The organism is Kluyvera sp. EC_51, from assembly GCF_019584505.1.
Lineage (GTDB): Bacteria > Pseudomonadota > Gammaproteobacteria > Enterobacterales > Enterobacteriaceae > Kluyvera > Kluyvera sichuanensis.
Genome location: NZ_VDAG01000081.1, coordinates 20,778 through 38,372, shown reverse-complemented (window position 1 = coordinate 38,372; position 17,595 = coordinate 20,778). Strand labels below are relative to the sequence as shown.

18 protein-coding genes are annotated in these 17,595 nt (G+C 56.0%); 6 read left to right on the top strand and 12 right to left on the bottom strand.

Features of this window, described 5'->3' with window-relative positions:
* The first annotated feature begins 109 nt into the window (after nucleotides 1-109).
* The 4 genes from FHC49_RS14390 to FHC49_RS14375 all read left to right on the top strand — a co-directional run bounded on the left by FHC49_RS14390 (nucleotide 110) and on the right by FHC49_RS14375 (nucleotide 4,562).
* On the top strand, nucleotides 110-1,360 hold the full coding sequence (locus FHC49_RS14390; protein ID WP_185669067.1) for an MFS transporter: 1,251 nt from the start codon (nucleotides 110-112) through the stop codon (nucleotides 1,358-1,360).
* 187 nt (nucleotides 1,361-1,547) lie between these two features.
* On the top strand, nucleotides 1,548-2,744 hold the full coding sequence (locus FHC49_RS14385; protein WP_220440139.1) for an MFS transporter: 1,197 nt from the start codon (nucleotides 1,548-1,550) through the stop codon (nucleotides 2,742-2,744).
* A gap of 171 nt (nucleotides 2,745-2,915) precedes the next feature.
* Nucleotides 2,916-3,404, top strand: a complete 489-nt coding sequence (gene asr, locus FHC49_RS14380) for an acid resistance repetitive basic protein Asr (RefSeq protein WP_220440138.1) — start codon at nucleotides 2,916-2,918, stop codon at nucleotides 3,402-3,404.
* Between the two features lie 333 nt (nucleotides 3,405-3,737).
* Nucleotides 3,738-4,562 (top strand): serine protease, encoded by an 825-nt coding sequence (locus tag FHC49_RS14375; RefSeq protein WP_185669070.1) that lies wholly within the window; start codon nucleotides 3,738-3,740, stop codon nucleotides 4,560-4,562.
* On the opposite strand, the gene FHC49_RS14370 is transcribed toward FHC49_RS14375, so the two are convergent.
* From FHC49_RS14370 to mdtJ, 3 genes are all read right to left on the bottom strand, one after another.
* Nucleotides 4,559-6,724 (bottom strand): bifunctional diguanylate cyclase/phosphodiesterase, encoded by a 2,166-nt coding sequence (locus tag FHC49_RS14370; protein WP_220440137.1) that lies wholly within the window; start codon nucleotides 6,722-6,724, stop codon nucleotides 4,559-4,561. The genes FHC49_RS14375 and FHC49_RS14370 overlap by 4 nt on opposite strands.
* Nucleotides 6,725-6,816: 92 nt before the next feature.
* Entirely contained in the window at nucleotides 6,817-7,146 is a 330-nt protein-coding gene (gene mdtI, locus FHC49_RS14365; protein ID WP_220440136.1) for a multidrug/spermidine efflux SMR transporter subunit MdtI, read from the bottom strand.
* Nucleotides 7,139-7,507, bottom strand: a complete 369-nt coding sequence (gene mdtJ, locus FHC49_RS14360) for a multidrug/spermidine efflux SMR transporter subunit MdtJ (RefSeq protein ID WP_185669073.1) — start codon at nucleotides 7,505-7,507, stop codon at nucleotides 7,139-7,141. Before mdtJ ends, mdtI begins: the two co-directional genes overlap by 8 nt.
* Nucleotides 7,508-7,909: 402 nt before the next feature.
* On the opposite strand from mdtJ, the gene FHC49_RS14355 reads away from it, so the two are divergent.
* A complete protein-coding gene (locus FHC49_RS14355; RefSeq protein WP_220440135.1) occupies nucleotides 7,910-8,941 on the top strand; it encodes an AI-2E family transporter in 1,032 nt (343 codons plus the stop codon).
* 2 nt (nucleotides 8,942-8,943) lie between these two features.
* On the opposite strand, the gene FHC49_RS14350 is transcribed toward FHC49_RS14355, so the two are convergent.
* The 9 genes from FHC49_RS14350 to FHC49_RS14310 form a co-directional block, all read right to left on the bottom strand.
* Entirely contained in the window at nucleotides 8,944-9,117 is a 174-nt protein-coding gene (locus tag FHC49_RS14350; RefSeq protein WP_185669074.1) for a GhoT/OrtT family toxin, read from the bottom strand.
* Between the two features lie 197 nt (nucleotides 9,118-9,314).
* Nucleotides 9,315-9,551 (bottom strand): hypothetical protein, encoded by a 237-nt coding sequence (locus FHC49_RS14345; RefSeq protein WP_220440134.1) that lies wholly within the window; start codon nucleotides 9,549-9,551, stop codon nucleotides 9,315-9,317.
* Between the two features lie 129 nt (nucleotides 9,552-9,680).
* Entirely contained in the window at nucleotides 9,681-9,926 is a 246-nt protein-coding gene (locus tag FHC49_RS14340) for a hypothetical protein (protein ID WP_185669076.1), read from the bottom strand.
* Between the two features lie 35 nt (nucleotides 9,927-9,961).
* Nucleotides 9,962-11,386, bottom strand: a complete 1,425-nt coding sequence (patD, locus tag FHC49_RS14335; protein ID WP_185669077.1) for an aminobutyraldehyde dehydrogenase — start codon at nucleotides 11,384-11,386, stop codon at nucleotides 9,962-9,964.
* A gap of 14 nt (nucleotides 11,387-11,400) precedes the next feature.
* Nucleotides 11,401-12,216: an ABC transporter permease gene (locus FHC49_RS14330; protein WP_185669078.1), complete on the bottom strand. Its 816-nt coding sequence runs from the start codon at nucleotides 12,214-12,216 to the stop codon at nucleotides 11,401-11,403.
* The gene (locus FHC49_RS14325) at nucleotides 12,206-13,135 is read right to left on the bottom strand and encodes an ABC transporter permease (RefSeq protein WP_255581374.1); all 930 of its coding nucleotides are present in this window, start codon (nucleotides 13,133-13,135) and stop codon (nucleotides 12,206-12,208) included. The genes FHC49_RS14330 and FHC49_RS14325 overlap by 11 nt, the downstream gene beginning before the upstream one ends.
* Before the next feature lie 12 nt (nucleotides 13,136-13,147).
* The gene (locus tag FHC49_RS14320; RefSeq protein WP_220440132.1) at nucleotides 13,148-14,161 is read right to left on the bottom strand and encodes an ABC transporter ATP-binding protein; all 1,014 of its coding nucleotides are present in this window, start codon (nucleotides 14,159-14,161) and stop codon (nucleotides 13,148-13,150) included.
* Nucleotides 14,162-14,178: 17 nt separating this feature from the next.
* The gene (ydcS, locus tag FHC49_RS14315; protein ID WP_220440131.1) at nucleotides 14,179-15,324 is read right to left on the bottom strand and encodes a putative ABC transporter substrate-binding protein YdcS; all 1,146 of its coding nucleotides are present in this window, start codon (nucleotides 15,322-15,324) and stop codon (nucleotides 14,179-14,181) included.
* Between the two features lie 274 nt (nucleotides 15,325-15,598).
* Nucleotides 15,599-17,011 (bottom strand): PLP-dependent aminotransferase family protein, encoded by a 1,413-nt coding sequence (locus FHC49_RS14310; RefSeq protein ID WP_185669082.1) that lies wholly within the window; start codon nucleotides 17,009-17,011, stop codon nucleotides 15,599-15,601.
* A 259-nt stretch (nucleotides 17,012-17,270) separates the two neighbouring features.
* On the opposite strand from FHC49_RS14310, the gene FHC49_RS14305 reads away from it, so the two are divergent.
* Nucleotides 17,271-17,465 (top strand): hypothetical protein, encoded by a 195-nt coding sequence (locus tag FHC49_RS14305; RefSeq protein ID WP_220440130.1) that lies wholly within the window; start codon nucleotides 17,271-17,273, stop codon nucleotides 17,463-17,465.
* Nucleotides 17,466-17,595: the final 130 nt, after the last annotated feature.

Sequence of the window (17,595 nt, the reverse complement as noted above, 5' to 3'; positions counted from 1 at the left end):
AAAAGTATCAATTGAGATTATTAATATATTAGACAGAATATTTACAATTTCCTACTCTGATTATGTGACCTGAGTCGATATTACCCACTGTTTTATGCAAGGATTTCCCGTGAGCCGCACAACCACCGCAGACGACGCGCCTGCCATTGATGTCCGCGATGATACCCCCCTTCAGTCAAACGCTTTTATTCGCCGCGGTACGCCCGCCTTTATTCGGGTAACGCTCGCGCTGTTCTCTGCCGGGCTGGCAACCTTCGCGCTGCTGTACTGCGTGCAGCCAATCCTGCCGGTGCTGTCGCATGAGTTCGGTATTTCGCCTGCGGGGAGCAGTATTTCGCTCTCTATCTCGACGGCAATGCTGGCGGTCGGCCTGCTGTTCACCGGCCCGCTCTCCGATGCCATCGGCCGAAAAAAGGTGATGGTCACCGCGCTACTGCTGGCCTCCTGCTGTTCGCTGCTCTCCACGATGATGACCAGTTGGCACGGCATTCTGATTATGCGCGCGCTGATTGGCCTATCGCTTAGCGGCGTGGCGGCGGTCGGCATGACCTACCTCAGCGAGGAAATCCATCCCAGCTTTGTCGCCTTTTCGATGGGGCTCTATATCAGCGGGAACTCGATAGGTGGGATGAGTGGACGCCTGTTGACCGGGGTCTTTACCGATTTCTTCGGCTGGCGCGTGGCATTGGCGGTCATCAGCGCCTTTGCGCTGGCGTCAGCGGTGATGTTCTGGCGCATTTTGCCGGAGTCTCGCCACTTCCGTCCAAGCTCACTAAAACCGAAAACGTTGCTGATTAACCTGCATCTGCACTGGCGAGACCGTGGTCTGCCGCTGCTGTTTGTTGAAGGTTTTCTGTTGATGGGCGCGTTCGTCACCCTCTTTAACTACATCGGCTATCGCCTGATGCTGTCACCGTGGTCGCTTAACCAGGCGGTGGTTGGCCTGCTCTCCGTGGCCTATCTGACCGGCACCTGGAGTTCGCCAAAAGCAGGGATGATGACCACGCGCTACGGTCGCGGGCCGGTGATGATCTTCTTTACCGGGGTAATGCTGCTCGGCCTGCTGCTCACGCTGTTCTCACCGTTATGGGTGATTTTCCCCGGTATGCTGCTCTTTTCCGCCGGGTTCTTTGCCGCCCACTCGGTTGCCAGCAGCTGGATTGGCCCGCGCGCTCGCCGCGCAAGAGGCCAGGCGTCGTCGCTGTATCTGTTCAGCTACTACCTCGGCTCCAGCATCGCCGGGACGCTCGGCGGCGTATTCTGGCACAACTACGGCTGGAACGGCGTCGGTGGGTTTATCGCGCTGCTGCTGGTCGGCGCGCTGCTGGTGGGTTTCACCTTACATAAGCGCCTGCATTAATCCGCAACGCCACGTAGCCCGGACGAGGCAATGCCGACTCCGGGACATCCCCGGCGGCGCTCCGCGTGAACGGGCTACGGTACTGATAACTAATACTTATACTATTGACATAAAATGCGTTGCCATCTCGCCATACTAGCTGGCAATTCCTATAATGGCCCCACTTCTGTCTTACCAATGTAGCGCTATGACGACCCGTGCCAGCAATACCCAACTGAACCTTCGCATTATCTCGATCGTTGTTTTCACCTGTATCTGCTACCTCTCTATCGGCCTGCCGCTCGCCGTGCTGCCGGGCTTTATTCACTATAACCTCGGCTACAGCACGTTTGTCGCGGGCGCGGTAATCAGCCTGCAGTACATTTCGACGCTGGTCAGCCGACCGCACGCCGGGCGCTATACCGATATCTGGGGTCCAAAAAAAGTCGTCAGCTTAGGGATCGTCTGCTGCCTGATGAGCGGCCTGTTCACCCTTGCGGCGGCAGCGGCTCACGCCAGCCCCATTCTGGCGGTAGCGCTGTTACTGGTCGGCCGTGTGTTCCTCGGCGTAGGCGAAAGCTTCACCTCTACTGGCTCAACGCTATGGGGGATTAAAACCGTCGGTGCGATTCACACCTCTCGGGTGATCTCCTGGAACGGCGTTGCCACATACGTGGCGATGGCGGCAGGTGCGCCGCTGGGCGTTGTGCTCAACGGCTGGTTCGGCATCAGCGGTTTTGCCGCGCTGATTGTGATTATTGCCGTCGTGGGGCTACTGTTTGCTCGTACTCGCGCCGACGTCAGCGTCAGCGCCGGCGTCAGGGCGCCCTTTCACGTGGTGGCCCGCAAGATCTGGCCATACGGTCTGGGGCTCGGGCTAGGCACCGTTGGCTTCGGCGTCATTGCCACCTTTATCACTCTCTACTTCTCTTCTCACGGTTGGGCGGGCGCGGCGTTTACCCTGTCGTTGTTCAGCATTGGGTTTATCTGTATTCGTCTGGTGCTTGGCAACACCATCACCCGCTTTGGCGGGCTGCGGGTATCGCTTATCTGCTACGTGGTGGAGTGTCTGGGGCTGCTGATCATCTGGTTTGCCCCAAACGCGTGGATGGCGGGCGTTGGCGCATTCCTGACCGGTTCGGGCTTCTCGCTGGTCTTCCCGGCGCTCGGCGTTGAAGCCGTGAAGCAGGTGGAAGAACAAAATCAGGGAACCGCGCTGGGGACCTATTCCGCGTTTCTCGACCTGGCGCTTGGCCTCACCGGCCCGGTGGCTGGCTGGATCGCCGGTTATCAGGGCTTAGGCAGCATTTACCTGATTGCCGCTATCGTCGTGGCCTGGGCCTTTGCGCTGATCCTGCGCGTGTACCTTTCCCAGCGCGCCAGACAGCCCCCCTGCCAGAGCTAACCCTTTGCGGGGCGGTCAAGAACCGCCCCGTTACGGATGTACAACAAATCTCGTACATTACGTTACACGCCGAAACCAATCACTCACGGAAAGCCGGCTCGCTCATCGATATAGTTACTTCAACGGCCCCGCAGTGGGGTTGAATGAAAAAACCAATTCGAGGGTATCAGAATGAAAAAAGTATTAGCTCTGGTTGTTGCCGCTGCTATGGGTCTGTCTTCCGCTGCATTTGCTGCTGACGCAACTGCAACTCCGGCTCCGGCTGCTTCCGCTACCGCAACTCACGCGGCACCGGCTAAAGCCACTCACCACAAAAAACACAAGAAAGAAGCCGCTAAACCAGCTGCAGAGCAGAAAGCTCAGGCCGCTAAAAAGCACAAAAAAGCCGCTGCTAAACCAGCCGTAGCGCAGAAAGCCCAGGCTGCTAAAAAACACAAAAAAGCAGCAGCTAAACCAGCTGTAGCGCAGAAAGCTCAGGCTGCTAAAAAGCACCACAAAGCAGCAACTAAACCAGCTGTAGCGCAGAAAGCGCAGGCTGCTAAAAAGCACCACAAAGCCGCTGCTAAACCAGCTGTAGCACAGAAAGCTCAGGCTGCTAAAAAGCACCACAAAGCCGCTAAACACACTGCTGCTAAACCAGCCGCTCAGCCAGCTGCATAATCATTCTTGATAACGTATCCGCGTAGCAATACGCTGATACAGGTGGCGCCGGGAGGCTAGCAGCAATGCTGAATCCGGGCGGCCACCTGAGTTAATCAATTATCATATCGGCGCTTATATAGCGCCGATTTTTTCCTGGAGAGCAATCATGTTGCGGCGCTATCGTTTCGAGCTCATCCTGGCATTCCTTATCATCTGCGCGCTGATCGCAACCCAGTTTTTCTTTTACTGAGCGTAGTTCGCTGATTTTACTCCCACTTTTTGCTTCTCCCGTCTATAGTAGTCTCATTGGGTTTATTTTTTATAATCATAATTGCCCCATCAGAGAGTGATATGCGTACAGCCTTTGTGTGTTGTTTACTGGGAACGTTATCCGTACTACCGTTGATTTCCCATGCTGATGACGATGATATTGGCATCAGTGCAAAAGACATTAAAACCCTGTTCTTTGGTCAGGACGATCGTACCCTTGTCAGCCATCCCGCCCAGGCCCCCTGGGATGCGATTGGCCAGCTGGAAACCGCCAGCGGCAATCTGTGTACGGCAACCTTGATTTCTCCTCACCTGGCGCTAACCGCCGGGCACTGCCTGCTTGAGCCACCGCGTGGCAAGCTGGATAAAGCCGTTGCGCTGCGCTTTGTTTCGCAGAAAGGGACCTGGCGCTATGAAATTCATGATATTGAAGGCCGTGTCGATCCTTCTTTAGGCAAACGCCTGAAAGCGGATGGCGACGGCTGGATTGTTCCTGCTTCCGCCGCACCGTGGGATTTTGGCATTATCGTGCTGCGCAACCCACCTTCTGGCATCACGCCGCTGCCGGTATTTGCGGGCAATAAAGACGATCTCACCGCCGCGCTGAAAGCAACGGGCCGTAAAGTCACCCAGTCAGGCTATCCGCTTGACCATCTTGATTCGCTGTACAGCCATGAGGATTGTACGGTAACGGGCTGGGCGCAGACCTCGGTGCTCTCTCACCAGTGCGATACGCTACCGGGCGATAGCGGTTCACCGCTGCTGCTGAAAACGGACTCGGGCTGGCAGGTGATTGCCGTACAAAGCTCCGCGCCAGCGGCAAAAGACCGCCAGCGTGCCGACAACCGCGCCATCTCGGTGACCGGTTTTCGCGATAAGCTGGAAGCGCTGGCCGCCGGAAACTAACTCTGTCGCTGCTGGTGACGTAACGCCAGCAGCGACGAGAGCGGCATCGGCTCGCTGAAGTAAAATCCTTGCAGCTGATCACAACCTGCGAGCCGCAGCAGCTTCATTTGTTTCTCCGTTTCAACCCCTTCCGCTATCACCGTCATGCCGAGCGCACTGGCAATACGAATGGTCCCACCGACCAGCGCCGCCGCCTGATCGTCATCGTCCACCAGCCCGGCCAGCGACTTGTCGATTTTAATAGTGTCAAAGTTGAAACGCCGCAGGTAACCAATGCTGGAATAGCCGGTGCCGAAGTCATCCAGCGCCACGGCGGTGCCCAGCGCTTTCAGCGCAGAAATCGCCGCCCTTGCCCGCTCTGGTCTTTCCAGCACGTAAGTTTCGGTGACTTCAAGCTGCAGTCGTGCCGGCGGGAAGCCGGAGGATTTCAGCACGCTTGAGACCTTATCCTCAAACTCCGGGTCGCGAAACTGGGCCGGGGAGATATTCACCGACAGCTTCAAATCGTTATGTGCCAGCAGATCCCGACAGGCTCGCGCCAGCACAAACTGCCCAAGCGAGTAGATAAGCCCGCTGGTTTCGGCGATGGTAATAAACGCATCCGGCATCAATTCGCCCTTCGGCCGCCGCGGCCAGCGCACCAGCGCTTCGACTCCAACCATTGCCTGCGAGCGCGCACAGACGATCGGCTGGTACCAGACTTCAAACTCATCATGCTCCAGCCCGTGGCGAATATCGTCCTCCAGCGACAGTTGATACTCGCGAGCGCTGCTCAGCTCGGCATCGTAATGGGTAATACGCCCTTTGCCGGTGATTTTCGAGTGGTACATGGCAATATCTGCCTGACGGAATAGCTCCGAGCTGGTTTTCTCCTGCAACGTACCGCTGGCGATACCGAGACTGGCGCTGATATGTAGCGTTCGTTCGCCGATACGGATCGGCGTACTCAGGTAGTCCAACACGCTCCCGGCAAACGCTGAGGCGCTGGCTTCAGAGTGTGTGCCGCCTACGGTCATCGCAAATTCGTCGCCGCCCATGCGCGCCAGCATACCGCCGTGCGGCACCAGCGTTTGCAGCATATCCGCAATACGAATAATCAAAATATCGCCGACATCATGACCATAAATGTCGTTAACATCTTTGAAACCATCGAGATCGATAAACACTACCGTTTTGATATCCCGATCGCCACGGCGGCTGATTCGCTCAAGCTGCTCAATCAACGCTCGGCGGTTGGGCAGATGGCTCAGCCAATCGGTTAACGCAATCTCCCTCGCCTGCCGCTCGCCGCGCGCCAGTTTCCACAGCCCCAGGCTGCTGACGAGGATAAACAGCAGAATTAACCCGGTTGCCAGCAGCACAATTTCACGAATTTCCGGCGAAGCCGCCTGCGCGGCCTCGACACCAGGTTGACGAAGCTGCCAATCAAGCCAGCCGACTACCTCCCCGCTGGAGGTCCGCACCGGTATGTTGTATTTATTTTGCGGCGAATCGGTGAGGGTCAGATTTTCAATCTGGAAGGTATTGCCGAGAGTGCTCAGCAGCAATGGGTTGATGTGTCGGGTAATCACCAGATAGCGGCGGGTCGCGTCATAGACCTTCAAGCGCCCAACCATTGGGCGGATCAGACCAATGCCGATAAAGGCGAGGCCTTCCCGGGTTTTGGTTATCCCAGCAAAGTTATTTTTTCCCCGGCGCAGTGGGTCTTCATTGTGGGCTATCAGCGCTTTTAGCCCACTACCAAAAAACGCGAGATCGTGCTCGTTAAACGGCGAACTGCGAAACGAGCCCCACAGCACATGGTAGTTTTCGTCCAGCACGAAGGTGCCGTCATAAAGATTATTGATTTTGAAACCCGCGCCCCAGGTGTTGTACAGCCAGGTGGTATCCAGCTTTGGCGCATAAACTTCGCGCACCGCGTCATCCCAGATGGCGTTATCGATAACCAGCGAGAGGACGCGATTGATAGAGGTCTGCATCGCGCCGTCAACGGAGAGCGCCGAACGGCGGGCATCGATATCGTTGGTTTTGCTGGTAATAAGGCTTTGGGAAAGGTAGAGAAGCGAAATAATAGAAAAAATCAGGCCAATGCCCGCGAAGAAGATAATCACGAACAGCGTTCTGGCTGTGGCTATATTACGCCAGCGTGACGGATCGAACATAGTTCACCCTCGCATCAAATGCGCTAACCCTTTGTTACAAGCGTAATACAGACACAAGATTTCGCTGCCCGATTTCTCAGGCAGCGATCACATCAGGCGAGCTTAATCATCACCATACCGATCAACAGCAGGCCTAAACCCCCCCAGCCTTTGTTGTTCAGTCGCTGGCCGAAGAGGATCCACCCCGCCGCCAGCGTCGCGGCGACGCCGAAACCACCCCAGATGGCGTAGGCGACGGAGAGGTCAATCCCCTTCACCGCCTGTGACAGCGCACTGAACGCGGCCAATACGGCGACCAGCGACAGGATACCGTAGCTTTTGCGACGGAAGCCGTCCGAGAACTTGAGGAAAATATTAGCGACAATTTCCAGTACGATGGAGCCTGCCAGCCATAAGCCGTGAATCATCTCAAAGTTATGCATGATTCACCTCTTTGTGCAGCGTTTTGTTCGCCTTCGCGGGCTTACGAGTACCGGACTTAATCAGTACGATACCGGCAATCAAGGTTGCCAGACCTGCGGCCTTCATCACCGTAAGGCTTTCGTCAAACAGCAGTACGCTGAACAGGGTGATCAATACGATACCAATGCCTTCCCACAGCGCATAGGCTACACCCAGAGCGATTTTTTTAACCGCAAACGAAAGGAAAATATACGACAAGGCGATCATCACGAGCATCAAAATAAAGCCGGTGTTTCCATCAGATACGCTCGCCCATTTCATAGAAAGCGTACCAGTAATTTCAGCAACAATGGCCAGGGCTAATAAAATCCAGTAAAACATGGTCCTTCTCCTGCATGAGAATATAATCCGTGCAGTTCGCGGCGATGCGCAAACTGAAATAAAATGATTAAAATTTAGCTCAAACGAAGAAGGGTACTATAGCGCGTTGCGCCAGTGCTGCTCACCACAGAAGGCAGAAAAGGAAGGTAAAACAGAAGGTTTGGTAAAGCTGAACGTCCTGAACATATTGTCCATAAAATTACAATTATCCGCGGTATTGCTTCTCATCGTTGCGGATTAAAATTGTCCTCGGTAGTTAAACACAGCTAATTTCTAACACAGATGTCGAAGTATCTCAAAATGTTTGCAAATCTTTACTGAGGCTGTTTGATGTTAATGCATTTATTATTAGTTGATTCGCAATTATCATATTCTGCATAGGTTTTAGCAGGAGCTAACAACATGTCCAGGCCGATCATTACGCTTAATGGATTAAAAATTGTCATCATGCTGGGCATGCTGGTCATCATTCTCACCGGCATTCGTTTTGCCGCCGATATCATCGTGCCGTTCGTGCTAGCGTTGTTTATCGCGGTGGTGCTGAACCCGTTGGTGCAGCTGATGGTGCGCTGGCGCGTGCCGCGCGTGCTGGGGATTTCACTGCTGATTGGGGTGATTATTCTCGCCGCTGTGCTGTTGCTGGCGACGCTCGGCACCTCGCTTAATGAACTGACGCGCACCCTGCCGCAGTACCGTTCGTCGCTGGCGGTCCCCATCTATAATCTCGAGCCCTGGCTGCAGCGCTTTGGCATCAGCGTCAGCCCGGATGAGCTGATTAAGTATATCGATCCTAATGCCGCTATGACGCTGGTCTCACGCTTTCTGACCCAGCTTTCAAACGCCATGTCGTCGATCTTTTTACTGCTGCTGACGGTGGTGTTTATGCTGTTGGAGGTCCCGCAACTCCCGGCCAAACTGCAGCAAATTATGGCGAAACCGACGGAAGGGATGGCAGCAATACAGCGGGCGCTGGATAGCGTAAGTCACTATCTGGTGCTGAAAACCGCTATCAGCGTGGTGACAGGTCTGGTGGTATGGGCAATGCTGGAACTGCTCGGGGTACGTTTTGCCTTTATTTGGGGGCTGCTGGCGTTTGCGCTCAACTATATTCCGAACATCGGTTCGGTACTGGCGGCCATTCCCCCTATCCTTCAGGTGCTGGTGTTCAGCGGCTTTTATGATGCGCTGATCGTCCTTGCGGGGTATCTGATAATTAACCTCGTATTCGGCAACATTCTCGAGCCCCGCATCATGGGACGCGGACTGGGACTCTCGACGTTGGTGGTGTTTCTGTCGTTAATCTTCTGGGGCTGGCTGCTTGGCCCGGTCGGCATGCTGCTCTCCGTCCCGCTGACCATTATCGTCAAAATTGCCCTTGAGCAGACCGAAGGCGGCAAAAGCATTGCTATCCTGCTCAGCGACTTAAGCAAGTAACGTCAGAACAGCGACAACAGCAGCGCCACGGGAAAGCTAAACGGCCAGGTGGCGCCAATTAACAGCGTCGCAATCAGGCGAATTGAGGTGCTTTCGCGGGTAAGAAACCAGGTAATAATGGCGCAGATAACCGCCATCACGGCGTAGAAGATGAGCATATGTTGATATAGCGTCACCAATCGAATCCTTGTAATTGATCGTTAAAGCGGCGCAATATGCTACGTTTTTTGACGTACATCAAGTTTTTCGCCACTTATCGCTGAAATATTGTGCAACCAGGACATCCGGCTCCAGCCGAATTGACTGCTAAATCGAAAAAACCCAGCACTACGTTACGCCGCGCTGGGTTTTATTTCTGTGACACGCTGTACGATTAGCGCTTTGGCACGGTGGACGCGAAGATGCTGTCCGTCGTTGGATCGCTCACATAATGGTTGGGATCGTACTGCGGTACTAAGTTTACTTTTTCCGTATCCCAGGCCTGCGCGACGCAGGCGGCGCTCACGCGGCGTTGTCCTTCACAGGCCGCCACGCGGCTGGCTGAATAGTAGGTCCCAATCCCCATTACCGCGGCAATCACCGCAGCAGTACACACAATACTTTTTTTCATTTTTCTGGCTATACCCGGTTTTACAACGGCGCGGATCCTCGCACGTTGCACCGGGTATGTCAAAACCAGGGAGGGGTAGCGGCAGGCATCGCGCCTACCGCGAAGGGGGTAAATGATGAGGAAAGGTCGCTAGTGACCTTCAGGTTTATATCTTTCAAAAGCCGCCAGCCAATCGTACCTCGTCAGGGTGCCAACCTCTTTCTCCCCCTCCTCAAGTTTGATGATTAGCCTTCGCTTATTGATGCTCTCCTGGTTAAAGAAATAAGGTGTCAGCCTCTTTGCCAGCGACGCATACATCTCCTGAGCGATACGTTCACCGGCCTCGGGGCCATATTTCTCAAACTCATTTTTGATATCCTGAAAATCCTGATTCACGCCATCTCCCTACCGATCATGCGCTAAACGCGCGATCAATGTTTTATCATTACATGGCGAACCACGGTGTAATCTTCCAGTCCGTAGACAGACATATCCTTACCGTAGCCCGAAAGTTTCTGACCGCCGTGCGGCATTTCGCTGACCAGCATAAAGTGGGTGTTCACCCAGGTGCAACCATACTGTAAGCGCGCGCTCAAACGATGCGCACGCCCGACGTCCTGCGTCCACACCGAGGATGCCAGCCCGTACTGGGAGTCGTTCGCCCAGCCCAGCACCTGTTCTTCGGTATCAAATGCCGTAACGCTCACCACCGGGCCGAACACTTCACGCTGGACGATATCATCGTCCTGTTTTGCCCCCGCCAGCAGCGTTGGCTGGAAGTAATAGCCTGCGCCTGCCGCTTTCTCGCCGCCGGTCACCACTTTAATATGCGGCAACGCTTTAGCCCGCGACACGGCGTCGCTCACCCGCGCCAGATGCGCCTGCGAACTGAGCGGCCCCAGTTCCGTACTTTCATCTTCCGGCGCGCCGGATTTCAGGCTCGCTATTGCCGCACCGAGTTTCTCCACCAGCCGTTCATAAACGCCTTTCTGCGCGTAGATTCGACAGGCGGCCGTACAGTCCTGCCCGGCATTGTAGAAACCAAAGGTTCTGACGCCTTCCACCACCGCATCAATATCGGCGTCATCAAACACAATCACCGGCGCTTTGCCGCCAAGCTCCATATGCGTACGCTTAATCGACGACGCGGTATGGGCGATAATGTGCTCCCCAGTGGCAATCGAACCGGTCAGCGACACCATCCGTACTTTAGCGTGCCCGGTTAGCGGGTCACCCACCGTTTTACCACGGCCAAACAGCACGTTCAGCACGCCCGCCGGGAAGATATCTTTCGCCAGCTCCGCCAGGGTTAAGGCGGTAAGCGGCGTGATTTCGGACGGTTTGATCACCACGCAGTTCCCTGCCGCCAGCGCTGGCGCCAGCTTCCAGGCCGCCATCATCAGCGGGTAGTTCCACGGCGCAATCGAAGCCACCACGCCCACCGGGTCGCGTCGAATCATCGAGGTGTGGCCTTCCAGATATTCACCGGCCGCCAGCCCGTTCAGGCAGCGCGCAGCACCGGCAAAGAAGCGGAACACATCCACTACCGCCGGAATTTCATCATTGGTCACGCAGTGCAGCGGTTTGCCGCAGTTGAGCGATTCCAGACGGGCAAAGGTAGCGGCGTGTTCTTCAATGACATCCGCCAGCTTGAGCAGGCACTCCGCACGATGCTTCGGCGTGGTTTGCCCCCATTGAACAAACGCCCGGTCTGCGGCATTTACCGCCGCATCCACCTGGGCCGCCGAGGCTTCCGCAATCGTCAGCAGGATCTCACCCGTCGCAGGGTTGTAGACCGGTTGGGATTCTCCTTCACCTGCGACCAGTTCACCATTAATCAGTAACTTATGTTGCATAGCATGATCCTGTTTTATTTAAATGTCGTACCACCGTTGGCGGCCCCATCGTCTTCGCGAGTCAGCCACCACGCCCCTAAAATCGGTATCATCGTTAACAGCATGACCATCAGCGCCACCACGTTGGTTACCGGCACATCGCGAGGTCGGCCAAGCTGGTTCAACAGCCACAGCGGCAGCGTGCGCTCATGCCCGGCAGTAAAGGTTGTGACGATAATTTCATCAAACGACAGCGCAAACGCCAGCATGCCCCCGGCCAGCAGCGCCGAGCCTAAGTTCGGCAGCACCACGTGACGGAAGGTTTGCCAGCCGTTCGCGCCCAGATCCATCGACGCTTCCACCAGGCTCCACGAGGTCCGGCGGAAACGGGCAATCACGTTGTTAAACACCACCACTACGCAGAACGTGGCGTGGCCAATAACAATGGTGATCAACCCTGGTTCCAGGTTGACCGCTTTAAAGGCAGTCAGCAGCGCCAGACCGGTCACGATCCCCGGCAGTGCGATCGGCAGCATCAGCAACAGCGAAATAGCGCTTTTGCCGAAAAAGTCACGCCGCCACAGCGCTGCTGCAGCAAGCGTGCCAAGTACCAATGCAATCGCCGTCGACAGCGCCGCAATTTTTAGTGACAGTGTCACGGCATCGAAGATATCCCCGCGCGATGCCGCTTCGCTGAACCAGTGCAGCGTCAGGCCTTTCGGCGGGAAGCTGAACGCCGCGTCTTCGGTGTTGAAGGCGTAGATGGCGATGATCGCCAGCGGGAAATGCAGGAAGATAACTCCGCCCCAGGCGGCAATTTTGAGAAACAGCGGTGCCCTTTCAGAGTGCATCGAACGCTCCCAGGCGCTTCACGAACGCCAGATAGAGGGCAATCAGCACGATGGGCACCAGGGTAAACGCCGCTGCCATAGGCATATTGCCGATAGCACCCTGCTGGGAATAGACCATATTGCCAATGAAATAGCCCGGCGGCCCCACCAACTGCGGCACGATAAAGTCGCCTAAGGTCAGTGAGAAGGTGAAAATGGAACCCGCAGCAATCCCGGGGATTGCCATCGGCACCACCACGTGGCGGAAGGTCTGACGTGGGCGGGCGCCGAGGTCAGCGGAAGCCTGAAGCAGCGAACCGGGAATACGCTCCAGCGCTGCCTGCACCGGCAGGATCATAAACGGCAGCCAGATGTAGACGAAGACCAGAAAACGACCGAGCCCGGAGGTAGACAGCGTATTACCGCCGACGCCCGGTATCGTCAGAATCGCCGCCAGCAGCGTCTCCAGACCCAGATGGTTCAGAAACCATTGCGCCACCCCATCCTTTGCCAGCAACAGCGTCCAGGCATAGGCTTTGACGATATAGCTGGCCCACATCGGCAGCATCACCGCGACATAGAAAAAGGCCTTTTGCTTGCCGCTCGTGTAACGCGCCATATACCACGCCATCGGAAACGCCAGCAGCGCGCTCGCCACGGTAACCGCCAGCGCCATTACCAGCGTACGGATAATGATGTCGTAGTTGGCGGGGTTAAACAGCGCGTAAAGGTTTGCCAGCGTCAGCGTTGGCGTAACGGACATGGTGAAATCGTCGAAGGTATAGAACCCTTGCCACAGCAACGTCAGCAGTGATCCAAAATAGACAATCCCAAACCACATCAGCGGACCGAGCAGTAACAAAAACAGCCCGAGGGTTGGCCTGCGCCAGAACAGGCTGGATAAGCGCCCCTGACGGCGTGCGGGAGGAACCGGCGTCATACTCATCTCCATTCACCTCCCTCCGTCCAGCGCCACCATGGCATCGCGCGCCCATGACGCCAGCACCACGTGACCCACGGTCGGGCCTTCGGCGGTTAGCCCAGCAGAGAAGTTAGCCTGGCTGACCAGCAGTTTTTCGCCGCCTTCCAGCAGCAGTTCATAGCGCGTCGCCGCGCCCTGATACTGCACTGCCTGTATACGACCCTGTACCTGAACCTCACCGCCTTCATTAAGGCGAATATGTTCCGGGCGCAGCGCCCAGCTTCCCGTCATTCCGCAGAGCGTTTCCGCCATTGCGGGGGCGAACACGTTAGAGGTGCCGACAAAGCTCGCCACAAACGGCGTGCGTGGGCGCAGATACAGTTCGCGCGGCGTATCCACCTGCTCAATGCGGCCGTTGTTGAACACCGCCACCCGGTCAGACATCGACAGCGCCTCACCCTGATCGTGGGTGACGAAAATAAAGGTGATACCGAGATCCTGCTGGAGTTTTTTCAGCTCAAATTGCATCTGCTCGCGCAGTTTCAGATCCAGCGCCCCCAGCGGTTCATCCAGCAGCAGCACCCGCGGTTCGTTCACCAGCGCACGGGCAATCGCCACACGCTGGCGCTGGCCGCCGGAAAGCTGCGAGGGCTTGCGGGCGCCCACAAAGCCAAGGGCCACTTTTTCTAACGCCTGCGCCGCTTTTGCCTGACGCTCTTTTTTGCCAACACCTTTCACCATCAGGCCGTAGACCACGTTATCGAGCACCGACATATGCGGGAACAGCGCGTAATCCTGGAAGACGGTATTGACGTCCCGCTCCCAGGGCGGCAGTTCGCTGGCATGTTTACCAAAGATAGAGATAGCGCCGCCGGAAAGTTGCTCAAACCCGGCGATCAGCCGCAGACAGGTGGTTTTGCCGGAGCCAGATGGCCCCAGCATGGAAAAGAACTCCCCGTCGTGGATGGCAATGCTGACGCCATCCACCGCCCGCACGTCACCATAAAGCCGCGAGACGTCATGAAACTCAACTGCGTACGTCATGTTGGACTCCCGGATGATTAGCGACCGCCCATAATGGCGATATAGTCCTGCGTCCAGCGGCTGTAAGGCACGTATTTACCGCCTTCGGCGATAGGCGTTTTCCAGAAAGCGATTTTATCGAAGAAGCTGTAGCCGTTAGTCTCACAACCTTTGTCACCCAGCAGCGTGCTGGCTTTACAGCCTTCAGGCACTACCGGCAGCGAACCAAACCACGCCGCCACATCGCCCTGAACCTTCGGCGTTAACGACCAGTTCATCCATTTGTAGGCACAGACCGGGTGCTTCGCTTCAGCGTGCAGCATGGTGGTATCCGCCCAACCGGTGACTCCCTCTTTCGGGAAGACGGTGGCAATCGGCTGCCCTTCACCTTTCAGCCCGTTGGCCTGATACGGCCAGGCGCTGGAGGCCACTACGCCTTCGTTTTTGAAATCGCTCATCTGTACGGTGGTGTCGTGCCAGTAGCGGTGGATCAGCTCATGCTGATCGCGCAGCACCTTCAGCACGGCCTGATATTGCGCTTCGGTAAGCTGGTACGGGTCGCTGATGCCCAGCTGTGGCTGGGTGGCTTTAACAAACAGCGCCGCATCGGCGATGTAGATTGGGCCGTCATAGGCCTGCACGCGGCCCTGGTTGGTTTTGCCATCCGGCAGATTTTGTTTAACGAAGATCACGTTCCAGGAGTCCGGCGGCGTTGGGAAGGTTTTGGTGTTGTACATCAGCAGGTTCGGGCCCCACTGATACGGCGTACCGTAAACTTTACCGTCGACGTTAAACCAGGCCCCTTTTTCCAGGCGTGGGTCGAGGGTTTTCCAGTTCTCAATCAGTGCGGTGTTAATCGGCTGCACGCGTTTACCCATGATCAAGCGCAGCGAGGCGTCGCCCGAGGCGGTCACCAGGTCGTAACCCCCCTTCGCCATCAGGCTGACCATTTCATCGGAAGTCGCGGCGGTTTTCACGTTGACCTGGCAGCCGGTATCTTTTTCAAACTGCGTCACCCAGTCGTAGCCCTTATCGGTCTGGCCCCGTTCGATATACCCCGGCCAGGCGATAATATCCAACCGACCTTCCGCTTTCCCCAGCGACGTTGGCGGTTCGGCGGCATTCGCGGTCGCCACGGTCATCACCAGCGCGCACAGGCTGCTGCGTGCAAATTTCTTGCTCATAACGTTATTACTCCTGTCACAATGAATTTGAGCGGCAGCCGTGCCGTTAAAAATATCTCCCTTACTAAAAATAGACAGCGCCAGACGCTCTACCCGTACAGCGGCGAGATATTTGCACAGGTTGTGACCAAGGGCGCATTCCGCAAAAATGGGAAATGGGCTGAGATAATATGGATTATAGACAAGGGGTTACCGGCCAAAGGCGTTATGCATATTTCCTATGACCGGGTGTTATCAGGAGCGCTATCAGGGAATGGCAGGTGCAACCGGGGGGTTATTTCATCATTCTGCGAATCAGCGCGCCGAGGGTTTCTACCGCCCGCTCTTCGCGCTCGCTCCATCCCCAGGCGGTATTAAACCGGAAGAACGAGGCCCAGTTATCGGTCGTGGAGAACATTTTGCCCGGGGCGATGCTGATATGGTGTTCCAGCGCTTTTGCGCTCAGCACACCGGCATCCAAACCCGTCGGTAGTTCCAGCCACAGAAAGTAGCCGCTGTCATTATGGTGGATGTGCACCTCAGGCGGCAGCGCGCGCATCAGCGCCTGCCAGGCCTGCTGTTTGCGCTCCGCAAGCTGACGGCGTAGACGTCGCAGGTGCGCATCGTAGCGTTTGGTCGCCAGATAATCGACCAACGCCAGCTGCATCGGCGAACTGGTCGACAGTGTGCTCATCAGCTGTAAATGCTGAATACGCCGGGCGTGCTTGCCCGCTGCCACCCAGCCAATACGGAAGCCAGGCACCAGACATTTTGAAAATGAACTGCAGTGCAGCGTCATATCACTTTTATCCCACGCCTTTGCTGGCAGCGGTTTATCGCGGCCAAAATAGAGCTCGCTGTAGACATCATCTTCAATCAGCGTGACGTTGTATTCGCTGAGGATCTCCACCAGGCGCGCTTTCTTTTCCGGCGTCAGGGTAAAGCCAAGCGGGTTCTGGCTGTTGGTCATCAACCAGCAGGCTTTCACCGGGTAGGTTTGCAGCGCCTGCACCAGCGCATCGAGGTCGATACCCTCTTGCACATCGGTGGCGACCGACAGTGCTTTGAGCCGTAGACGTTCCAGTGCCTGCAGTGCGCCGTAAAAACAAGGGTTCTCAACGATCACCCAATCGCCCGGTTCCGTGACCGCCTGCAGGCTGAGGTTCAGCGCTTCCAGCGCACCGGCGGTGATCACAATCTCATCCGGGGAGATGGTCATGCCCTGGAGCGCATAGCGCCTTGCGATGGCATGACGCAGTTCGTCATTACCCGGCGGCAGGTTTTCAATCACGCTCATCGCCGTTGCGGTCTTGCTGACCTGTGCCAGCGAGCGGTTAAGCTGCGGCAGCGGGAACAGTTTGGGGTCGGGAAAAGCGGAGGCAAACGGCAGCACCGAGGCATTCCGGCTGGCCTGCAGCACTTCAAAGATATAGGTGTTGATGTCAACGGCGTTATCAGGCATGACCTGCGCAGGCGCCGTAACCGCGCGGGTGGTCACCGCACGCGGGGCGACATAATAGCCGGACTGCGGGCGCGCCACGATGCGCCCCTGGCTTTCCAGCAACTGATATGCGTGGCTGACGGTCATAAAGCTCATGCCGCTGTTCACCACCTGCTCACGCAGCGACGGCAGCTTATCGCCCGGCAGCCACACCCCAAGGGCAATCTGTTCCATCATCTGCTCGGCGAGGCGCTGGTATTTTTTCATGGCGAATCCCGGTGAATCTTAGATTGCGTCTATATTATATCAGCGTTACAAAATATGCATTTTTATGTAACTGATATGGGTGAGTGTTGATTTTGACGCTCACCCGCGCAAGGGTTCAACGTCGTGAACGATTGATCTGCAACATCAAACTGGCCTATGTGGTGGTAAATACATCAGCGCGCGCCACGTAACCATGGCAAAAAAATGTCAGCTCGTCATGATCTGCAGCTTGCTGAAAACGACGCGAATCACTTATTACATGAAAATGACAAGTATTGAATTGCTGGGCTACTCCGCTGCGCTGTGTTTCTCCTCGGTCATCGCCTCCCAGGAATTACACAGTGAAACGTTAGAACTGGTTAACCCACTGTTGTTCATCGTGGCGCTCGGCAGCGCACTGGCCTGCCTTTACCCACGAACCAAAAAGTTTGCCTCACGATTCACCCGCGGGTAACCAACCGATAGAGACAGCGATAACAGCCGTCAAAAAATGACCAGAATGTTAAAACTGTTATTATTTAATACCCCTCGACTGTCTCTGCCCCCATGCCGTTCCCCCCTCTAAAATCAAGCCGAGTCTTCTT

Excerpts from the sequence above, each read along its gene's own strand:
- FHC49_RS14385 (WP_220440139.1), top strand. The coding sequence starts at position 1,548 with ATGACGACCCGTGCCAGCAATACCCAACTGAACCTTCGCATTATCTCG.
- asr (WP_220440138.1), top strand. The coding sequence starts at position 2,916 with ATGAAAAAAGTATTAGCTCTGGTTGTTGCCGCTGCTATGGGTCTGTCT.
- FHC49_RS14375 (WP_185669070.1), top strand. The coding sequence starts at position 3,738 with ATGCGTACAGCCTTTGTGTGTTGTTTACTGGGAACGTTATCCGTACTA.
- FHC49_RS14370 (WP_220440137.1), bottom strand. The coding sequence starts at position 6,724 with ATGTTCGATCCGTCACGCTGGCGTAATATAGCCACAGCCAGAACGCTG.
- mdtI (WP_220440136.1), bottom strand. The coding sequence starts at position 7,146 with ATGCATAACTTTGAGATGATTCACGGCTTATGGCTGGCAGGCTCCATC.
- mdtJ (WP_185669073.1), bottom strand. The coding sequence starts at position 7,507 with ATGTTTTACTGGATTTTATTAGCCCTGGCCATTGTTGCTGAAATTACT.
- FHC49_RS14355 (WP_220440135.1), top strand. The coding sequence starts at position 7,910 with ATGTCCAGGCCGATCATTACGCTTAATGGATTAAAAATTGTCATCATG.
- FHC49_RS14345 (WP_220440134.1), bottom strand. The coding sequence starts at position 9,551 with ATGAAAAAAAGTATTGTGTGTACTGCTGCGGTGATTGCCGCGGTAATG.
- patD (WP_185669077.1), bottom strand. The coding sequence starts at position 11,386 with ATGCAACATAAGTTACTGATTAATGGTGAACTGGTCGCAGGTGAAGGA.
- FHC49_RS14330 (WP_185669078.1), bottom strand. The coding sequence starts at position 12,216 with ATGCACTCTGAAAGGGCACCGCTGTTTCTCAAAATTGCCGCCTGGGGC.
- FHC49_RS14325 (WP_255581374.1), bottom strand. The coding sequence starts at position 13,135 with ATGACGCCGGTTCCTCCCGCACGCCGTCAGGGGCGCTTATCCAGCCTG.
- FHC49_RS14320 (WP_220440132.1), bottom strand. The coding sequence starts at position 14,161 with ATGACGTACGCAGTTGAGTTTCATGACGTCTCGCGGCTTTATGGTGAC.
- ydcS (WP_220440131.1), bottom strand. The coding sequence starts at position 15,324 with ATGAGCAAGAAATTTGCACGCAGCAGCCTGTGCGCGCTGGTGATGACC.
- FHC49_RS14310 (WP_185669082.1), bottom strand. The coding sequence starts at position 17,011 with ATGAAAAAATACCAGCGCCTCGCCGAGCAGATGATGGAACAGATTGCC.
- FHC49_RS14305 (WP_220440130.1), top strand. The coding sequence starts at position 17,271 with ATGAAAATGACAAGTATTGAATTGCTGGGCTACTCCGCTGCGCTGTGT.